The organism is Azospira sp. MPR-E4 (genome assembly GCF_058809645.1).
Genome location: NZ_JBXAST010000001.1, coordinates 150,731 through 167,594, shown reverse-complemented (window position 1 = coordinate 167,594; position 16,864 = coordinate 150,731). Strand labels below are relative to the sequence as shown.

The 16,864-nt window shown below is 64.5% G+C and carries 14 protein-coding genes and 2 tRNA genes; 6 read left to right on the top strand and 10 right to left on the bottom strand.

What is annotated here, in order from left to right; all coding sequences use genetic code 11:
- Nucleotides 1-659: SAM-dependent methyltransferase (locus AC1RTA_RS00785; protein WP_492783723.1), on the top strand; the 659-nt coding region annotated here is incomplete at its 5' end.
- A gap of 9 nt (nucleotides 660-668) precedes the next feature.
- Here the strand turns inward: AC1RTA_RS00785 and AC1RTA_RS00780 are convergent.
- Genes AC1RTA_RS00780 through AC1RTA_RS00765 form a run of 4 tightly spaced genes read right to left on the bottom strand, consistent with a single transcriptional unit; the run spans nucleotide 669 to nucleotide 3,626 of the window.
- Complete coding sequence (locus AC1RTA_RS00780; RefSeq protein WP_014237492.1) at nucleotides 669-1,655, bottom strand: S49 family peptidase; 987 nt, start codon at nucleotides 1,653-1,655, stop codon at nucleotides 669-671.
- A 6-nt stretch (nucleotides 1,656-1,661) separates the two neighbouring features.
- Nucleotides 1,662-2,012, bottom strand: coding sequence for a Rieske (2Fe-2S) protein (locus tag AC1RTA_RS00775; RefSeq protein ID WP_492783722.1), 351 nt, complete (start codon nucleotides 2,010-2,012; stop codon nucleotides 1,662-1,664).
- Entirely contained in the window at nucleotides 1,991-2,647 is a 657-nt protein-coding gene (locus AC1RTA_RS00770) for an HAD-IA family hydrolase (RefSeq protein ID WP_492783721.1), read from the bottom strand. The genes AC1RTA_RS00775 and AC1RTA_RS00770 overlap by 22 nt, the downstream gene beginning before the upstream one ends.
- On the bottom strand, nucleotides 2,631-3,626 hold the full coding sequence (locus AC1RTA_RS00765) for an RluA family pseudouridine synthase (RefSeq protein ID WP_014237489.1): 996 nt from the start codon (nucleotides 3,624-3,626) through the stop codon (nucleotides 2,631-2,633). Before AC1RTA_RS00765 ends, AC1RTA_RS00770 begins: the two co-directional genes overlap by 17 nt.
- Nucleotides 3,627-4,070: 444 nt before the next feature.
- Here AC1RTA_RS00765 and AC1RTA_RS00760 point away from each other — a divergent pair, with 444 nt between their 5' ends.
- Nucleotides 4,071-6,851, top strand: a complete 2,781-nt coding sequence (locus AC1RTA_RS00760) for an Rne/Rng family ribonuclease (protein WP_492783720.1) — start codon at nucleotides 4,071-4,073, stop codon at nucleotides 6,849-6,851.
- Nucleotides 6,852-6,939: 88 nt separating this feature from the next.
- Here AC1RTA_RS00760 and AC1RTA_RS00755 read toward each other — a convergent pair whose 3' ends face one another.
- Both AC1RTA_RS00755 and uvrB read right to left on the bottom strand, forming a co-directional pair.
- Nucleotides 6,940-7,467: a low molecular weight protein-tyrosine-phosphatase gene (locus tag AC1RTA_RS00755; RefSeq protein WP_492783719.1), complete on the bottom strand. Its 528-nt coding sequence runs from the start codon at nucleotides 7,465-7,467 to the stop codon at nucleotides 6,940-6,942.
- Nucleotides 7,464-9,536: an excinuclease ABC subunit UvrB gene (uvrB, locus tag AC1RTA_RS00750; protein ID WP_014237486.1), complete on the bottom strand. Its 2,073-nt coding sequence runs from the start codon at nucleotides 9,534-9,536 to the stop codon at nucleotides 7,464-7,466. Before uvrB ends, AC1RTA_RS00755 begins: the two co-directional genes overlap by 4 nt.
- 143 nt (nucleotides 9,537-9,679) lie before the next feature.
- Between uvrB and AC1RTA_RS00745 the strand changes: the two genes are divergently transcribed.
- Nucleotides 9,680-10,888: an amino acid aminotransferase gene (locus AC1RTA_RS00745; protein ID WP_014237485.1), complete on the top strand. Its 1,209-nt coding sequence runs from the start codon at nucleotides 9,680-9,682 to the stop codon at nucleotides 10,886-10,888.
- A 70-nt stretch (nucleotides 10,889-10,958) separates the two neighbouring features.
- Here the strand turns inward: AC1RTA_RS00745 and AC1RTA_RS00740 are convergent, their stop codons facing one another.
- The gene (locus AC1RTA_RS00740) at nucleotides 10,959-12,707 is read right to left on the bottom strand and encodes a hypothetical protein (RefSeq protein WP_492783718.1); all 1,749 of its coding nucleotides are present in this window, start codon (nucleotides 12,705-12,707) and stop codon (nucleotides 10,959-10,961) included.
- A gap of 62 nt (nucleotides 12,708-12,769) precedes the next feature.
- Between AC1RTA_RS00740 and AC1RTA_RS00735 the strand changes: the two genes are divergently transcribed.
- Both AC1RTA_RS00735 and AC1RTA_RS00730 read left to right on the top strand, forming a co-directional pair.
- A tRNA-Asn gene (locus AC1RTA_RS00735) sits at nucleotides 12,770-12,845 on the top strand.
- A gap of 54 nt (nucleotides 12,846-12,899) precedes the next feature.
- A tRNA-Asn gene (locus AC1RTA_RS00730) sits at nucleotides 12,900-12,975 on the top strand.
- A gap of 127 nt (nucleotides 12,976-13,102) precedes the next feature.
- Here the strand turns inward: AC1RTA_RS00730 and AC1RTA_RS00725 are convergent.
- Together AC1RTA_RS00725 and AC1RTA_RS00720 are read right to left on the bottom strand one after the other, a co-directional pair.
- On the bottom strand, nucleotides 13,103-14,242 hold the full coding sequence (locus AC1RTA_RS00725) for an AI-2E family transporter (RefSeq protein WP_130458472.1): 1,140 nt from the start codon (nucleotides 14,240-14,242) through the stop codon (nucleotides 13,103-13,105).
- Nucleotides 14,239-14,715 (bottom strand): cyclic nucleotide-binding domain-containing protein, encoded by a 477-nt coding sequence (locus AC1RTA_RS00720; protein WP_130458471.1) that lies wholly within the window; start codon nucleotides 14,713-14,715, stop codon nucleotides 14,239-14,241. The genes AC1RTA_RS00725 and AC1RTA_RS00720 overlap by 4 nt, the downstream gene beginning before the upstream one ends.
- A 185-nt stretch (nucleotides 14,716-14,900) precedes the next feature.
- Here AC1RTA_RS00720 and moaA point away from each other — a divergent pair, with 185 nt between their 5' ends.
- Entirely contained in the window at nucleotides 14,901-15,974 is a 1,074-nt protein-coding gene (gene moaA, locus AC1RTA_RS00715) for a GTP 3',8-cyclase MoaA (protein ID WP_492783717.1), read from the top strand.
- A 15-nt stretch (nucleotides 15,975-15,989) separates the two neighbouring features.
- On the opposite strand, the gene AC1RTA_RS00710 is transcribed toward moaA, so the two are convergent.
- Nucleotides 15,990-16,772 carry a CZB domain-containing protein gene (locus AC1RTA_RS00710; protein WP_492783716.1) on the bottom strand — a complete coding sequence of 261 codons (783 nt, stop codon included), beginning with the start codon at nucleotides 16,770-16,772 and terminating at the stop codon, nucleotides 15,990-15,992.
- Between the last annotated feature and the right edge of the window lie 92 nt (nucleotides 16,773-16,864).

Genomic DNA, 16,864 nt, shown 5'->3' with positions numbered 1-16,864 from the left:
CCGCTGCGGTTCTGCCCGCCCCCGTCTGCGGACAGGCCAGGCAGTTGCGACACTTCATTGCCGAGAACGCCAAAAGTGCCCGGGCATTTCTCAAAAGCCTGGAGATTCCGGTCCCCCTGCAGGAAATCCAGATTCAGGAATTGAACGAGCACACCCGGGCCAATGCCCTGGAAGGGCTGCTGCAACCATTACGCCAGGGATTTGACGCGGGCCTGGTATCGGAAGCGGGGTGCCCGGGCGTTGCCGACCCGGGCGCCGACCTGATTCGCCTGGCCCAGCAGGAAGGCATTACCGTGGTGCCGCTGATCGGCCCCTCTTCCCTGCTGTTGGCCCTGATGGGGTCCGGCCTGTGCGGCCAGCGCTTCGCCTTTCACGGCTACCTGCCGGCCAAGGAAGATGAGCGCGGCAAGCGCCTCAAGGCGCTGGAGCAGGAATCACGGCGCCAGAACCAGACCCAGATGTTCATCGAGACGCCCTATCGCAACACCCAGATGCTCAACAGCCTGCTGCAACACTTGGCGCCCTCCACCCTGCTCTGCCTGGCCAGCAGCCTGACCCTGCCCCAACAGCGCCTACGCACCCTGAGCGTGGCCCAGTGGCGCAAGGAGGAGGACCCTGTCGCCAAGGAGCCGACGGTTTTCCTCTTCCTTTCTGTCTAGGAGTTGGACTTAACGGGCCTGGGGCTGGCTGGCCTGCCCCAGGGCCTTGACCGCCCCTTGCACCATGTCGGCGCCAAAGCGCTTGGCAAAGCGCTCGGCGATGTTTTCCTTCTGGGTGTAGTCCATCACCTTTTCGGCCTTGATTACATCCCTGGCCACACTGCTCACCGTGCCGAAGTCGTCGGCCAGACCCAGCTCGATGCTGCGGGCCCCGGTCCACACCAGGCCGGAGAACATGTCCGGGGTTTCCTTGAGGCGCTGGCCGCGCCCCTTCTTGACCACATCGATGAACTGCTTGTGGATTTCGCCGAGCATGGTCTGGGCCATCAGCTTCTGCTTCGGGTCCTGAGGTGAAAAAGGATCAAGGAAGCCCTTGTTTTCGCCGGCAGTCAGCAGGCGCCGCTCCACGCCAAGCTTGTCCATGGTCCCGGTAAAACCGAAACCGTCCATCAACACGCCGATGGAACCCACCAGACTGGCCTTGTCCACGAAGATCTTGTCGGCCGCGGCAGCCACGTAATAGCCGCCGGAAGCACAAACATCCTCAACCACGACGTACAGGGGAATATCAGGGTACTTGCCGCGCAGGCGGCGGATTTCATCGTTGATGATGCCGGACTGGACCGGACTGCCGCCGGGGCTGTTGATGCGCAGGATGACGCCGGCCGTACCCTTGTCCTCGAAAGCAGAGCGCAAGGCGGAATTGATCTTGTCCGCGCTGGCCTCGCCACTGGAATCAATGACCCCCTTCAGTTGCACCAGAGCGGTATGGCGGCCATCAGCCAGTTTTTCCGTGTCACCCCAGTCAAACGCCAGCGCCAGGACGACCGTCAGATAAGCGAAACCCAGCAGCTTGAAGAAGATGCCCCAGCGACGCCGGGTCTTCTGCTCGGCCAGGGAGGCAAACGCCAGCTTTTCCAGGGTCTTCCGCTCCCAGGCTGCATCATTGCCGTGCTTGGGGCCAAAATCGGGAGGGGGCAAGGTCGGGGTATCCACGTTGGGTCAATCCGATTCAAGAAAATAAACAAGGCCATCCTGCTCAGTCACGGCCACCGGCGTCAGCCCCCGGCCATTGCATCGGCCGCCAAGGCAGGCGCCGGATTCCGGCGCGTAAAGAGCGCCATGGGTGGCGCAAACCAAGTATAGCTTCGAGTGATCGAAAAATTCGCCCGGCTGCCAATCCAGCTCGATGGGCACATGGGCGCAGCGGTTGAGATAGGCCCGCACCACACCGTCAAAGCGCACCGCAAATGCAGGAACATCACCGCCCGCGCGCGGCACGCTGAAACGCACGCCGGCACCACCTTCGAGCAGATCGCCGGAGGCGCAAATCAGGCGTGGTGACGCAACCATGCCGCCAGGTCTTCCAGCCGGGAGAAGGTTTCCAGAGGGCCATGGGCCAGCAGCACCTCAGGCTCGTGGGCGCCGTAGCTGACCGCCAGGGCATCCACTCCCGCATTGCGCGCCATCTGCAAGTCATGGGTGGTGTCGCCGATCATGACCGTGCGCTCCGGGGCGACGGCCAGTTCCGCCATCAATTCTTCCAGCATCTGGGGATGAGGCTTGGAGAAGCACTCGTCGGCACAGCGGCTGGAGTGAAAATGGGGGCCCAGGCCACTGACCTTGAGGGCACGATCCAGTCCCAACCGGCTCTTGCCGGTTGCCACGGCCAGCAGATGCCCGGCCGCCTCAAGTTCCCGCACCAGTTCCACGGCACCGGCAAACAGGGCCAGTTCGTGGTCCCGGGACAGATAATGATGGCGGTAGCGCTCCACCATCAGCGGATACTGGGCCGGTTCCAGGTCCGGCACGGCGCTGCGCAAGGCGTCCGACAGACCCAGGCCGATCACATGGCGCGCCTGGGCATCGCTGGGCACCGGCAGCCCCAGATCGACACAGGCCGCCTGGATGGCGCTGACGATGGCTGCGGCGGAGTCGAGCAGGGTGCCATCCCAGTCGAAGACAACTAGATCAAAACGCTTCGCCATAATCCTGAACTTCACTTTCGGACAGATGATGCAGGAAACTGGCCAGAGCCGGCGGCAAGGGCGCCTCCAGGCTCATGGCTTCCTTGGTCAGGGGATGGGGGAAGCGCATTCTCCAGGCGTGAAGGAACATGCGTTTCAACCCTTCCCGCTGCAATTCCCGGTTCAGGGCGAAATCCCCATATTTGTCATCACCCAGGATGGGATATCCCAGGTGCGCCAGATGCACCCGTATCTGATGGGTGCGACCGCTCTTCAGTTCCGCTTCCAGCAGACTGAAACGCTGCCATCGGGCCACCAGGCGGAAAACCGTATGGGACGGCTTGCCCTCCGGATCGACCCGCACCCGGCGCTCGCCGTTGTCCAACAGATATTTATGAAGCGCCTGCCGGCAATGGCGTAGCGGGTCCATCCAGCGCCCCTGCACCGCCACCAGATAGCGCTTGTCGGCGCCCCGCCCTGCCCCACCTTCACGGAACATGTCGTGCAGGGCCGTCAGGGCCGAGCGCTTCTTCGCCACCAGGAGTATCCCGGAGGTTTCCCGGTCGAGACGGTGGGCCAGCTCCAGCAACTTGGCCTGGGGCCGCTGATGGCGCAGGGCCTCGATGACGCCGAAGGACACACCGCTCCCCCCATGGACCGCGATGCCGGCCGGCTTGTTTACAGCCAACAGGGCATCATCCTCATACAAAAGGGGCAAATCGGCCTTCACCGCCTGGCCGGCCACTTCGGCGGCCGCCACCTCATCCGGCCGGGCAGCAACCCGGATCGGCGGAATGCGCAGGATGTCGCCAGCCTGGATGCGATAGGCCGCATCGGCACGCTTGCTGTTAACGCGGACCTCGCCACTGCGGAGAATGCGGTAGATGTGGCTCTTGGGAACCCCCTTGCATACCCGCAGGAGGTAGTTGTCCAGGCGCTGGCCCTGCTCGTCTTCGCCGATGGTGGCCCGTGTTACGGAATTTTTGCTAACGTCGGGCATTTTGAATATACTGAAACGGATTTTCGTCTCGGCCTGAAAGAGGCGCTGCGCCGTGAGACCAGAAGGTTTTTCCCAGCCGCAACATGATTGCGCGGCATGCAAAATGGGAAACCATGAAATCCGGCAGGCCTTAAGCGGCCTCAACCCGTACCAACCTGTATGGGATCAAGCCAACGCAAATCGGAACTGGTTAAGTTCGCTCACCAAAAGTAGCGATACTACTTGATTTGCGCGCCCTAAGCACGCATCGGTCCCCCCGAGCAGATTTCCCGGCTCCGGTTATTTCCGGGCCCGCCGAAAGATTTTTCAGCGAATTCAGGAACACATTTTCCTTTCACCATTAGTTGCACGCCCACAATGCGGACTCAAAAAGTACAACCCAACTAATCGTGTCGCTGCCTGCGCCGGGACTCCGTTCGTGCGAAAAGTGCGGGAGCCCAATAAATGAAACGCATGCTTTTCAATGCGACACAGGCTGAAGAACTCCGTGTCGCCATTGTCGATGGCCAGAAACTGATTGACCTCGACATTGAGTCAGCCGCCAAGGAACAACGCAAGAGCAACATCTACAAGGGTGTCATCACCCGCATCGAACCCAGCCTCGAGGCCTGTTTCGTCAACTACGGCGAAGAGCGTCACGGCTTTCTCCCGTTCAAGGAAGTTTCCCGCTCCTATTTCCAGCCCGGCGTAGACAATCGCGCCAGCATCAAGGAAGCCCTCAAGGAAGGCCAGGAAGTCATCGTCCAGGTCGAGAAGGACGAGCGCGGCAACAAGGGCGCCGCCCTTACCACCTTCGTGTCCCTGGCCGGCCGCTACCTGGTCCTGATGCCCAACAATCCCCGCGGCGGCGGCGTCTCCCGCCGTGTCGAAGGTGACGAACGGGCCGAACTGCGCGACGTCATGGACCAGTTGCAGGTCCCCGGCGGCATGAGCCTCATCGCCCGTACCGCCGCCATCGGCCGCAACGCCGAAGAACTGCAGTGGGACCTCAACTACCTGCTGAAGCTGTGGGAAGCCATCGAAGGCGCCGCCACCAGCCAGTCCGGCCCCTTCCTGATCTACCTGGAAGGCAGCCTGGTCATCCGCGCCATCCGCGACTATTTCCAGCCCGACATCGGTGAAATCCTCATCGATACGGACGAGATTTTCGAGCAGGCCCGTTCCTTCATGGGCACGGTCATGCCGGCCAACGAGAACCGGGTCAAGCTGTACCGGGACGACGTCCCCCTCTTCTCCCGCTTCCAGATCGAACACCAGATCGAATCGGCCTACTCCCGTCAGGTGAACCTGCCGTCCGGCGGCGCCATCGTCATCGACCACACGGAAGCCCTGGTGTCGGTGGACGTGAACTCCGGCCGTTCCACCCGCGGCCAGGACATCGAGGAAACCGCGCTCAAGACCAACCAGGAAGCGGCCGACGAAATCGCTCGCCAACTGCGCCTGCGCGACCTGGGCGGCCTCATTGTCATCGACTTCATCGACATGGAGAGCCAGAAAAACCAGCGCGAGGTGGAAAACCGCCTGCGCGACGCCCTCCGCCATGACCGGGCCCGGGTGCAGATGGGCAAGATCAGCCGCTTCGGCCTGATGGAACTGTCCCGCCAGCGCCTGCGTCCCGCCCTGGCCGAGACCAGCTACATCCCCTGCCCCCGCTGTACCGGCACCGGCCACATCCGCTCCACCGAATCGGCCGCCCTGCACATCCTGCGCATCCTCGAAGAGGAAGCGATGAAGGACAACACCGCCGCCGTGCATACCCAGGTGCCGGTGGACGTGGCCACCTTCCTGCTCAACGAGAAGCGCCCCGACATCCAGGCCATCGAGTTGCGCCACAAGGTCACCATCCTGCTGATCCCCAATGTGCACCTGGAAACTCCGGCCCACACCATTCAGCGCCTGCGCCACGACGACCTCAACAACGAGGACGTACAACAGCCCTCCTACCGCATGATGGAAATGCCGGCGGAAGAAGTGAAGCAACTGGCCAATGCCCAGAGCGAAGCCCGCCAGCCGCGCCAGGAAGCCGCCATCAAGCACATCACGCCGGAGCAGCCCGCTCCCGTGGTGGCCGAGAAGCCGGCTGCCGCCCCTGCTGCCAAGAGCGAAGGCATCATCGGCAAGATTTTCTCCTGGTTCCGCGGCAACAAGACCGTCGAGCCCACTCCCGAACCGGCAGCCACCCCGCGCAAGGGCCGTGGCCAGCGCAGTGAAGGCCAGGGCCGCGGCGAGCAGCGCGGTCGTGGTCGTGGCGAGCAGCGTGGCCGTGGCCGCGGTGAAGGCGCCGAAAGCCGCAACGGCGGCGAGCGGAGCGAACGCCCCGCCCGCGGCGAAACCCAGGGTGACAATGCCCGCGAGCAGCAGCCTCGCGAAGGCCGTCGCCAACGGGGCGAACGGGGTGACCGCAACGGCGAGCGCAACAATGCCGTCCAGGCCGACAACGAGCGCGGCGAACAGCAGAACGAGCAGCGCAAGGAGCGGCGCGAACGCCAGCCCCGCCGCGAACGCAACAGCGAGGACAAGGCCCAGCAGGCAGTAGCCGCCCAGGCCGATGCACTCAACGCCCAGGTTGCCGGCACTGCTCCAGAGCAAGCCGCGCCCCAGGGCGATGAAGAGGGCGGTCGGGGTCGTCGCGGTCGTCGCAACAACCGTCGCGACCGGGGCGAGCGCCGCCAGGAAAATGGCGCTGAAGGCGAAGTGCAGCAAAATGCTGTCACCGAGGTAAGCCAAGAACAGGCGCCGGTCATTGCCGCCGCCGTTGTGGAAGTGGCAAACCCGGTCGAGCCCGTGGTAGCCGCCGCGGTGGAAGCTGTGGCGCCGACCGTTGCCGTGGTTGAGTCTGCAGCGGAAGTCGCGCCGGCAGTAGAGGAAGCCCCGGCAGCTGCAGTTGAAGCAGCCCCGCAGGTTGAAGCAGCAATCCCCGAAGCCGCCCCGGTCGTGGTCGTCGAAGAGGTCGTTGCACCGGTGGAGGAGCAGGTTATTCCGACCCCGCCCCGCGCCGTCGAACCCATTGCCGTGCCCCCGGCCGAAATCAAGCCCGTGGTCGCCAACATCGACCAGGCCCTGGAAGCCAGCGGCCTGGTGATGGTGGAAACCAGCGCGGACAAGGCCCGTCAGGTCCAGGCTGCAGTGGTGGAGAACGAAGCTCCCCGCCCCCGGCGTACCCGGTCGGCACCGGTGGTGATCAGCGACGAGCCTCTGGTGCTGGTGGAAACCCGCAACAAGTAAGGCCAAGCGTCAGCACCAGGAAAAAGCCAGCTCCGTGGAGCTGGCTTTTTTTCGCCCTGAATTCGGGCAGGCACGATCCCAGGGGAAGTCAGGCCCGCTCAACGCTCCGGATGCCGCCCCTGCCGGTGCCAAACGGTTCTTCGCAGCCCAGTTCGCGCTTGAGGGATTCGATGAGGCCGAGGGAGGCATCCTCCACCATGTCCAGCACCACATCGAAACCGTAGCCGAGTCCATAGTAGGGATCCGGCACCTCGTCCTCGTCGAAATTGCGGGCGTAGTGCATGAACAGCTTGAGACGGTGCTGACGCTCCGGCGGGCAGATAGCCCGCAGGCCTTCCAGATTGCGCCGGTCCATGGCCAGGATCAGGTCGAAATATTCCATGTCGTCGGGCGCCACTTTGCGCGCCCGCAGTTCGGACAGGTCGTAACCCCGCTCGGCAGCTGCCCGCTGGGTACGGGGATCCGGCGATTCGCCGACGTGGTAGCCGTGGGTGCCGGCCGAATCCACCTGGACCCGGGACTCCAGATTGTGCAGCTGCAGGTGCTTGCGGAAAACGCCTTCTGCCGTGGGGGAGCGGCAGATATTGCCCATGCAGACGAAAAGAACCTTGATCATGTCTCATCCCTGTCATGCACTGCCGCCCCGAAGGCCTGCTGCTTGAGGCGGAACAATTCATCCCGGGCCGCCGCTGCCTTTTCGAACTCCAGGTTCTTGGCTGACTCGAGCATCTGTTTTTCCAGCCGCTTGATTTCCTTGGCCAGATTCTTTTCGGACATTGTTTCATAAACCGCCTGTTGCTGGGCAGCCTTGAGTTCCTTCTGCGCCGCGTCGGGGTCGTAGACGCCGTCGATGATGTCCTTGATGCGCTTGGAGACCCCCTTGGGCGTGATGCCGTGGGCCTCGTTATGGGCCATCTGCTTGGCCCGGCGCCGCTCGGTCTCGTCCATGGCACGCCGCATGGAGTCCGTCACCCGGTCGGCATAGAGAATGGCCGTCCCGTTGAGGTGGCGGGCGGCCCGGCCGATGGTCTGGATCAGGGAACGCTCCGAACGCAGGAAGCCCTCCTTGTCCGCATCGAGAATGGCCACCAGGGATACCTCGGGGATGTCCAAACCTTCCCGCAGCAGGTTGATGCCCACCAGCACGTCGAATTCCCCCAGGCGCAGGTCGCGGATGATCTCCACCCGCTCCACGGTGTCGATATCCGAGTGCACATAGCGCACCTTGATGCCGTTTTCCCTTAAATAATCGGTCAGGTCCTCGGCCATGCGTTTGGTCAGGGTGGTTACCAGCACCCGCTCGGAAACGGCGATGCGTTTGCGGATTTCGGAAAGCAGGTCGTCCACCTGGGTCATGGCCGGACGCACCAGCACCACCGGGTCGATCAGACCGGTGGGGCGCACCACCTGCTCCACCACCTGGCCCTGGTGCTGCTTTTCATAATCAGAAGGCGTGGCCGAAACGAAGATGGTCTGACGCATCAGGCGCTCGAATTCCTCAAACTTGAGGGGACGGTTGTCCAGGGCCGACGGCAGGCGAAAACCGTAATCCACCAGGTTTTCCTTACGCGAACGGTCCCCCTTGTACATGGCGCCCACCTGGCCGATGGCTACGTGGGATTCGTCGATGAACATCAGGGCATCGGGCGGCAGGTAATCCAGCAGGGTTGGCGGAGCTTCGCCCGGCTTGCGCCCGGACAGGTGGCGCGAGTAGTTTTCGATGCCTTTGCAAAAGCCCAGTTCGTTAAGCATCTCCAGATCGAAGCGGGTGCGCTGCTCAATGCGCTGGGCTTCCACCAGCCGCTGTTCCTTGTGGAAGAACTCCAGCCGCTTGCGCAACTCCTCCTTGATGCCCTCCACGGCCCGCAGCACCGTGGCCCGGGGTGTGACGTAATGACTGGAGGGATAGATGGTGAAACGGGGCAGCTTGTGCAGCAGGTGGCCGGTCAGGGGATCGAACAGTTGCAGGGTCTCGATCTCGTCGTCGAAAAGGCAGACCCGGATGGCGTGTTCCGCGTGCTCCGCGGGGAAGATGTCGATGACGTCGCCGCGGACGCGGAAGGTGCCGCGCTGGAAATCCACCTCGTTGCGCTCGTACTGCATTTCCGAGAGGCGCTTGATGATGTCCCGCTGGCCGGCTTTGTCGCCCTGGCGCAGGTGCAGGATCATGTTGTGGTAGTCGTCCTTGTCGCCGATGCCGTAGATGCAGGAGACGGTGGCCACAATCACCACATCGCGCCGCTCCAGCAGGCTCTTGGTGGCGGACAGCCGCATCTGCTCGATGTGGTCGTTGATGGACGAATCCTTCTCGATGAACAGGTCCCGGGAGGGCACGTAGGCTTCTGGCTGGTAGTAATCGTAGTAGGAGACGAAATACTCCACCGCGTTCTCCGGCAGGAATTCCCGGAACTCGGCGTAGAGCTGGGCCGCCAGGGTCTTGTTGGGCGCCAGGATGAGGGCAGGCCGGCCGGTGCGGGCAATGACGTTGGCCATGGTGTACGTCTTGCCGGAGCCGGTCACGCCGAGCAGGGTCTGATAGGAGAGACCGTCTTCCAGGCCCTCCACCAGCAGGCGGATGGCCTCCGGCTGATCCCCCGCGGGAGGGAAAGGCTGGTGCAGGCGATAGGGGCTGCCGGGAAAGGTGACGACTTCCGCGGTTTGCGGGCTGCTGGGGGATGTGCTCATGTTAGAATTATCCGTTGCGCCTGTTGCTTCTGCTTTCGCTGCAGTGAATCATCGGCAGAACAACTTGTAAGCGCACATTATTCACCAACTCGCGGCATGGCGCATGGCGCAGCGCCGCATGACTGGCACAACAGGAGCAACGCATGAGTTCGTCGATCTTTGCTTCCGTGGAGATGGCTCCGCGGGACCCGATTCTTGGTCTGACCGAGGCGTTCAACGCCGACACCCGCGCTACCAAGGTTAACCTGGGCGTTGGCGTCTATTACGACGACAACGGCAAGATTCCCCTCCTCGCTGCCGTCAAGGCCGCCGAGAAGGCCCGCCTGGAAACCATGCCGCCCCGCGGCTACCAGCCCATCGAGGGCCTCAACGCCTACAACCAGGCCGTGCAGAACCTGCTCTTCGGTGCCGGTTCCGAGCTGCTGGCCGCCGGCCGCGTCATCACCGCCGAAGCCCTGGGTGGCACCGGCGCCCTGAAGATCGGCGCCGATTTCCTCAAGCGCATCTCCCCCAACGCCAAGGTTTACATCAGCGATCCCTCCTGGGAAAACCACCGGGCCCTGTTCGAGTCCGCCGGTTTCGTGGTGGAAAACTATCCCTACTACGACGCCGCCACCCGCGGTGTGAACTTCGCCGGCATGAAGTCCTTCCTGGAAGGCCTGGCTGCCGGTTCCATCATCATCCTGCACGCCTGTTGCCACAACCCCACCGGTGCCGACCTCTCCGACGCCCAGTGGCAGGAAGTGGTGGACGTGTGCAAGGCCAAGGGTCTGGTGCCCTTCCTGGACATGGCCTACCAGGGCTTCGCCGACGGCATCGACGCCGATGCCGTGGCCGTGCGCGCCTTCTCCGCCTCCGGCCTGCAGTTCTTCGTTTCCAGCTCCTTCTCCAAGAGCTTCTCCCTCTATGGCGAGCGCGTCGGCGCCCTGTCCGTCGTCACCGCCAGCAAGGAAGAGTCCGCCCGCGTCCTGTCCCAGGTGAAGCGCGTCATCCGCACCAACTACTCCAACCCGCCCACCCATGGCGGCGCCGTGGTGGCCGCCGTGCTGTCCACTCCTGAACTGCGCCAGATGTGGGAAGACGAACTGGCCGGCATGCGCGACCGCATCCGCGCCATGCGCGTGGCCCTGGTGGACAAGCTGAAGGCCAAGGGCGTGGCCCAGGACTTCTCCTTCGTGGTGAAGCAGCGCGGCATGTTCTCCTACACCGGCCTCACCTCCGCCCAGGTGGATGTGCTGCGCAACGAGTTCGGCATCTACGCCGTGGGTACCGGCCGCATCTGTCTGGCCGCCCTCAACAGCAAGAACATCGACGCCGTGGTCGATGCCATTGCCGCCGTGCTGAAGGCCTGACAGCCAACTGCAACTGCATGAAAAAGGGCGAGGTTTCCACCTCGCCCTTTTTTTCGCCCTATCTCTCGATTCAGCGGCGCCCGCCGCGCAACACCGGAGCCTCCAGGGTACCGCCCAGGGTCAGGGGCATGCGCAGCACGTTACCCTTGCCACCCACCTGGACATCCAGGCTGCCTCCCAGGCTGCCATCGACATTCACCGCAGCGACACCGGAAGCACGCAGCAGGCCGGCAGTCAGCTGCAGGTCGTAGAAGCGCTTGCCCTGCAGGTCCACCCGGACCTTGCCGCCCAGTTGTTCAAAGCGGGTCTCACCGCCGCGCAGCGGCTCGCTCGATGCCCGCCGCACGGCCTCTGCCAGATCCACCGGCAGCAGCCCCCGGTTCACCACAAAACTGCCCTCTCCCTGGGCCAGGCTCAGGGGACGCGACCATTCGGCCGCCCGGCCGCTCAGGCGCAGGGAGGCATCGACCTGCCCCTCGCCCTTCGCCGCTCCCAGCAGCAGTTGATTAAGCCGGGCCAGGGAAAGATGCTTGAGCACCAGATCCGTTTCCAGGCGCACTCCGCCGTTCCAGTTGAGGGAAAGGGAGCCGCTCACCTGCCCCTCCAGGGTTCGGCTGTCGATACTGGACAGGCGCAGCCCGTCCCGGGTCAGAAGCCCCTGGGCATTGAGGGAATCAAAACGGAGATGACTGTCCTTCACCGGCTCCCAGCCCAGTCCTTCCAGGCTCAACTGCATACCCCCCGGGGCCTGGGTCAGGTCCAGGGACAAGGTGCGGGCCTCGTCATGCAAGGACAGGCGCAGGGGCATGGCAGCCCCTTCCGGCACCAGGGCACCAGCGAGGGGACCAAGGGACTGGCCGCCCAACTGGAGCGTGATCTCCCCCAGTTCGATGGCGGGGAAAACCACCGCCGCCGCCCGCGCCCCCTGGACCCATTCAGAGACACTGGCCAGGACCGGCAGGGGCAGGCTCACGCCACGCACCTCCACCTGCTTCAGGGTCCGCCAATGTCCCAATTGGGGCAGGAAACGCACGCTGCCGATGGCAATTCCCTCCCCCTGGCCCACGTGCACGCCTTCCAGCACCAGCCCGGGATGGGGCAGGAAGGTGGCGTGCAGCCGGGCCGCCTTCACCGGCTGCTGCAGCATGCGGGTCAGCACCGCCTCCACCTCCGGCCGATGGTTGTCATAGGGATACAGCAGCAGCGCCGCTAGAGCCAGCCCCAGGGCTGCGCACACACCCCACAGCGCCTTGCCCAACGGCCCCAGGGGAGCACGCCCCCCGCGACGGATGGGACGGATGCCCGTCTCTTCGCCTGCCGGCGCCTTCTTCGGCCGCGACGCCTTGCCGCCCTCGGCCGACGCTTCCGTCTGGGTGGACCAGCCGGCCAGCCAGGCGACCGTAGGCGGCTTGTCAGCAGGCGCCGAGCCAGCCTGTGGCGCCGTCTCGGCCGGGGACGCCACCGGTGCCACAGCCTCCTGCGCTGCCGGTGCGACCTGGACCTCTTCCTGGCGGGAATTGCCGCCGAAGGCGGAAAGCTGGCCCAGGGCCACTTCCTTGACCTTCTGCACCACCGCCGTGCCCTTGTCCCAGACCGACGGCTGCTCCAGCACGGGGGCGATGAAGCCGTCCTTTTCCAGTTCGCTGAGGGCACTCTCCACCAGCTGCTCGTTGCCCACCTTTTCCCCCAGATCGGCAACGCTGGTTCGTCCGTCCACCAGGATCAACACCATGCGCAAATGGCGCTGCACAAGGCGGGTGCGCTGACGCATTGCCTCCTCACCCGCGGCGGTCTTTTCGTAGATCAGATTCGTATCCATATTTTTTTAATGATCCGATTGACGACGTTAATTTTGAAAACTATAATTCGCGCCTCTTCTGTTCCCCGATAGCTCAGTTGGTAGAGCGCCGGACTGTTAATCCGTAGGTCCCTGGTTCGAGCCCAGGTCGGGGAGCCAAGAATTCAGAAGGCAGCCGCAGGGCTGTTTTGCAGCAAGGTTAGTTGTAGTAGTTCCTCGATAGCTCAGTCGGTAGAGCGCCGGACTGTTAATCCGTAGGTCCCTGGTTCGAGCCCAGGTCGGGGAGCCAAATTCAAGCGGCCCGCATTCGTGCGGGCCGCTTCCGTTTACCGCAACGACACTACCTTCCCGGCCGGCCCGGACAGGCCGCACCCCCACTCTACGCGCAAGCGGCGGCGCCCGCCAAGGGGCCAATATCACAGCAGATCCCCGGTCACCGCCGCGTGCCGCAGGCGGCGGGCATGGGCATGGCGGGCCTGCAGGCGGGGATCGTTCACCACCTGCCCCACGGTTTCCCCCAGAACCATCACCACACCGAGCAGGGGCAACACCAGCATGAGGCCGGAGATGCCCGCCACGGCACCGCCGACGAAAATCATGATCACCGTCAGCAGCGGATGCAGGTGCAGACTGCGCCCCACCGTCATGGGCATGAAGAAGAAATCGTCGAGCAGGCGCACCAGGATGAAGAGGCCGATGGCACCGTAGGCCATGCCCGGATTGCCGGGAAAATCCGTGGCCGCCACCAGCACCACCACCGCGCAGCCGAGGATGGAGCCCACATAGGGAACCCAGGCCAGGACGGCGGTCACCAGCCCCAGCAGGAAGGGGGCCGAAATTCCCAGTGCCCACAACCCCAGGGCCAGGGTCAGGGTGTCGAGCAGGGTCAGCTTGAGCAGGCCGGTGAAGTACATGCGGGCGGTGCGATCCACTTCGTCCAGCAGGTACAGGGTGCGCTCGAGAAAGGCATTGGGCACGGCATGGATGATGAATTTCTTGAAACGCCGCCCGTCCCGCAGGAAAAAGAAGGCCAGGAAAGGCGCCAGCAGCAGGGAGGGCAGCCAGGCCGCCGCCAGCATCACCGCGCCGGCCAGGTTGCGGGAGACGAAATTGGCGGAAAAATCGGAGATGCCCTTGCGCACGCTGTCCGTGAGATGGGCCTGGGCCAGGAACTCAAAGCTGTTTTCCAGGGAGGACAGACTCCCCAGGACGAAGCCCACGCCGCCGGCAAGATAGCGCCCGCCCCACTCGTTCCAGCTCACCGCATGGGCGGCAATCCAGGGCGCCGCCAGGCCCAGGGCGCCGCCCAGGAGAAGGAAGGCACCGAAGCAAACCAACGAGGCGCCGGCAGTGACGGAATAGCCAGCCAGCACCAGTCGCAAGACGGCGGGCAGGAGGGCGTAATAGATGATCAGGGCCAGGATGAAGGGCACCACCAGCCACAGGATTTTCTGGAAGAGGAACAGCAGCAGGCAGGTCGTGCCGAGGATGCAGGCCCACACCAGGGGGCCCGCCGCACGGGGCTGGCGGGGGAAGGGGCGGACCACAGGGCTCACGCCACCACCTCCTGGGGCTGAGGCTGGGGCAGGCTGATGCTGCGCAACCGCTGCCCCAGATGACGGGCCAGCTGCAGGGAAATCTTGGAGGCGATGAGGGCATGGGTCTGCAACAGGCCGACGAACTCGCCGCGGAACATCACCGCCAGGGTGCTGTCGTCCAGGGCCCGGGCCTGGGCCATGCGGGGGCTGTCGTCGAGCAGGGCCAGTTCGCCGAAAAAGCTGCCGCCCCCCAGTTCGGCGAGGGGCGTATTACTGTGGCCCGGATGGAAGATGCCGATGCGGCCGTCCAGGGTGAAATAGATGCCCTGTCCGTCCTCCCCCGCATCGAAGACCACCTCGCCGGCCAGATAGCGGCGTTCATGCAGCAGCAGGTCCACGATCACCAGTTCCCGGACGCTGAGGTCCTGGAACAGGGAAATGGAGCGAAGGCGCTTGAGCCGGGGCGATTCCTTGGTGGCGAAGCGGAACATGGCAGACGGACCGGGCTGTGGAGATAGGGCATCATAAGCCATGTATGACGTATGGCACACCCCGGAGGTAAAACCACCGACGGTCTTGGCGACGAAAAACGGATTTGACCCATATCATGGGCGCCCCGGATAAAACCAATGAAGCTCGACCTGGTCCAACCGCCATCCCCGACAGCCAAGTAATCATGCAGAACGACAGCCTGCCGCCCCGCTCCGGCCTCCTCGCCTTCCCCCCGGACAATGCCGCAGCCATTGCCCTGCCCCCGGGCGCCGGCCCGCTGCAGGACGGCCACGGGCGCCGCATCAGCTATCTGCGCCTGTCCCTCACCGACCGCTGCGACTTCCGCTGTACCTACTGCATGGCCGAGGACATGACCTTCCTGCCCCGGCACCAGGTGATGAGCCTGGAAGAGTCCCTGCGCCTATCCCGCCTTTTCGTCGGCCTGGGCGTCACCAAGCTGCGCATCACCGGCGGCGAACCCCTGGTCCGGCGGGACGCTCTGTGGCTGCTGGAACGGCTGTCCGCCCTGGAGGGACTGAAGGAACTGGTGCTGACCACCAACGGCTCCCAGCTGGAACGCTTTGCCGCGCCCCTGGCCCGGGCCGGCGTACAGCGTCTCAACATCAGCCTGGACAGCCTGCGCCCGGAGCGTTTCCGCGCCATCACCCGCATCGGCGACCTGCACCAGGTGCTGCGGGGCATCGCCGCGGCCCAGGCCGCCGGCTTCCGGCGCATCAAGCTGAACACGGTGATGATGCGCGGCACCAACGACGATGAACTGGCGGACCTGGTGGCCTACTGCATGGCCGAAGGGCTGGACATCGCCTTCATCGAGGAAATGCCTCTGGGAGACCTGGGCCACGGTCGCAGCGGCACCTACTTCTCCTCCGACGAAGCCCTGCTGCGCCTGCAGGAACGCTTTCCCCTGCAGGCCAGCGACGAGAGCAGCGGCGGCCCGGCCCGCTACTGGCGCATTGCCGGCAGCGAGACCCGGGTCGGCTTCATCTCGCCCCACTCCCACAATTTCTGCGACACCTGCAACCGGGTGCGGGTCACCGCCACCGGCGAGCTTTATCCCTGCCTCGGGCAGAACGACGCCACCCCCCTGTTGCCCCTGCTGCGCCGCCACCCGGAAGACGACGAACCGGCGCGCCAGGCCATCCTGCGCACCCTGGGCATGAAGGCCCTGGGCCACGATTTCACCCGCCAGCTGGATGCGCCCCAGGTGGTGCGCTTCATGTCCGCCACCGGCGGCTAGGCAGCGCCCTCCGCTTCAGCCCAGGCTGGCCAGCTGGGAGGCCGCCAGCAGGGGAATGAGGGCGCCGCCGGAAGCGCGGTCGCCGATGAAGGCCTGGGGCACCAGGCCGCCCAGCCGGCCCCGGGCCGGATGGACATCGGTCGCGGTGACGGAGCGGATGTCCAGCACCCGGTCCACGCCCAGGGCGGTGCGCTGGCCCGAGTCATTGAGGATCAGGGCCAGGGGCCGCTTCAAAGTAGGCACCAGGGCAATGACCGTATCGAACAGCGCCAGCAGTTCCGCCAGCACGCCCTGCCGGGCTGCATCCAGGGCTGCCAGGGCCTCATCCCGCCGACCGGCCGCCACCTGGCCGAGCAGCACTTCGGCCAGGCCATGGACCAGGGCGTGGGGATGCTCGAACTGGGACAGCAGCAGGGCCAGCCGCCGATCCTCGGTGCGGAAGGCGTAGAACCACTGGCCGAAGGCGCACTCCCGGGGACTGTGGGCCTTGGTGAAAGGAATGTCGTGGCGCAGGGACTGCTCCAGGGCGGCCATCCAGTCCAGATGGTCCTGCCGACGCCGGGGCAGGGTCTGGGCCAGCTCGTCGAATTCGCGGAACACGCTGGGCTCCCCCAGGGGGTCCCACAGCGGCCGCCAGGGAATGGCCTGGCCCTGGAACAGGATCATGCCGCCCTCGGCGGAAATGCCCTGCCGGCCTTCCTCGCCACCGAGGGAAAGAATGTGCTCCACCTCCTGCAATGGCAGGGCCAGGGTTTTCCTGCCGACCTGGAATATGACCAGCTGCAGCTCATCGGCCATGCCGTGGCTCCTTTAACTTGCATTGTTCTGGACGAAGAATAAGCCAAAAGTAGTAGATAGGGATGGCAAGATAGCGCCAGACGCACTAACCT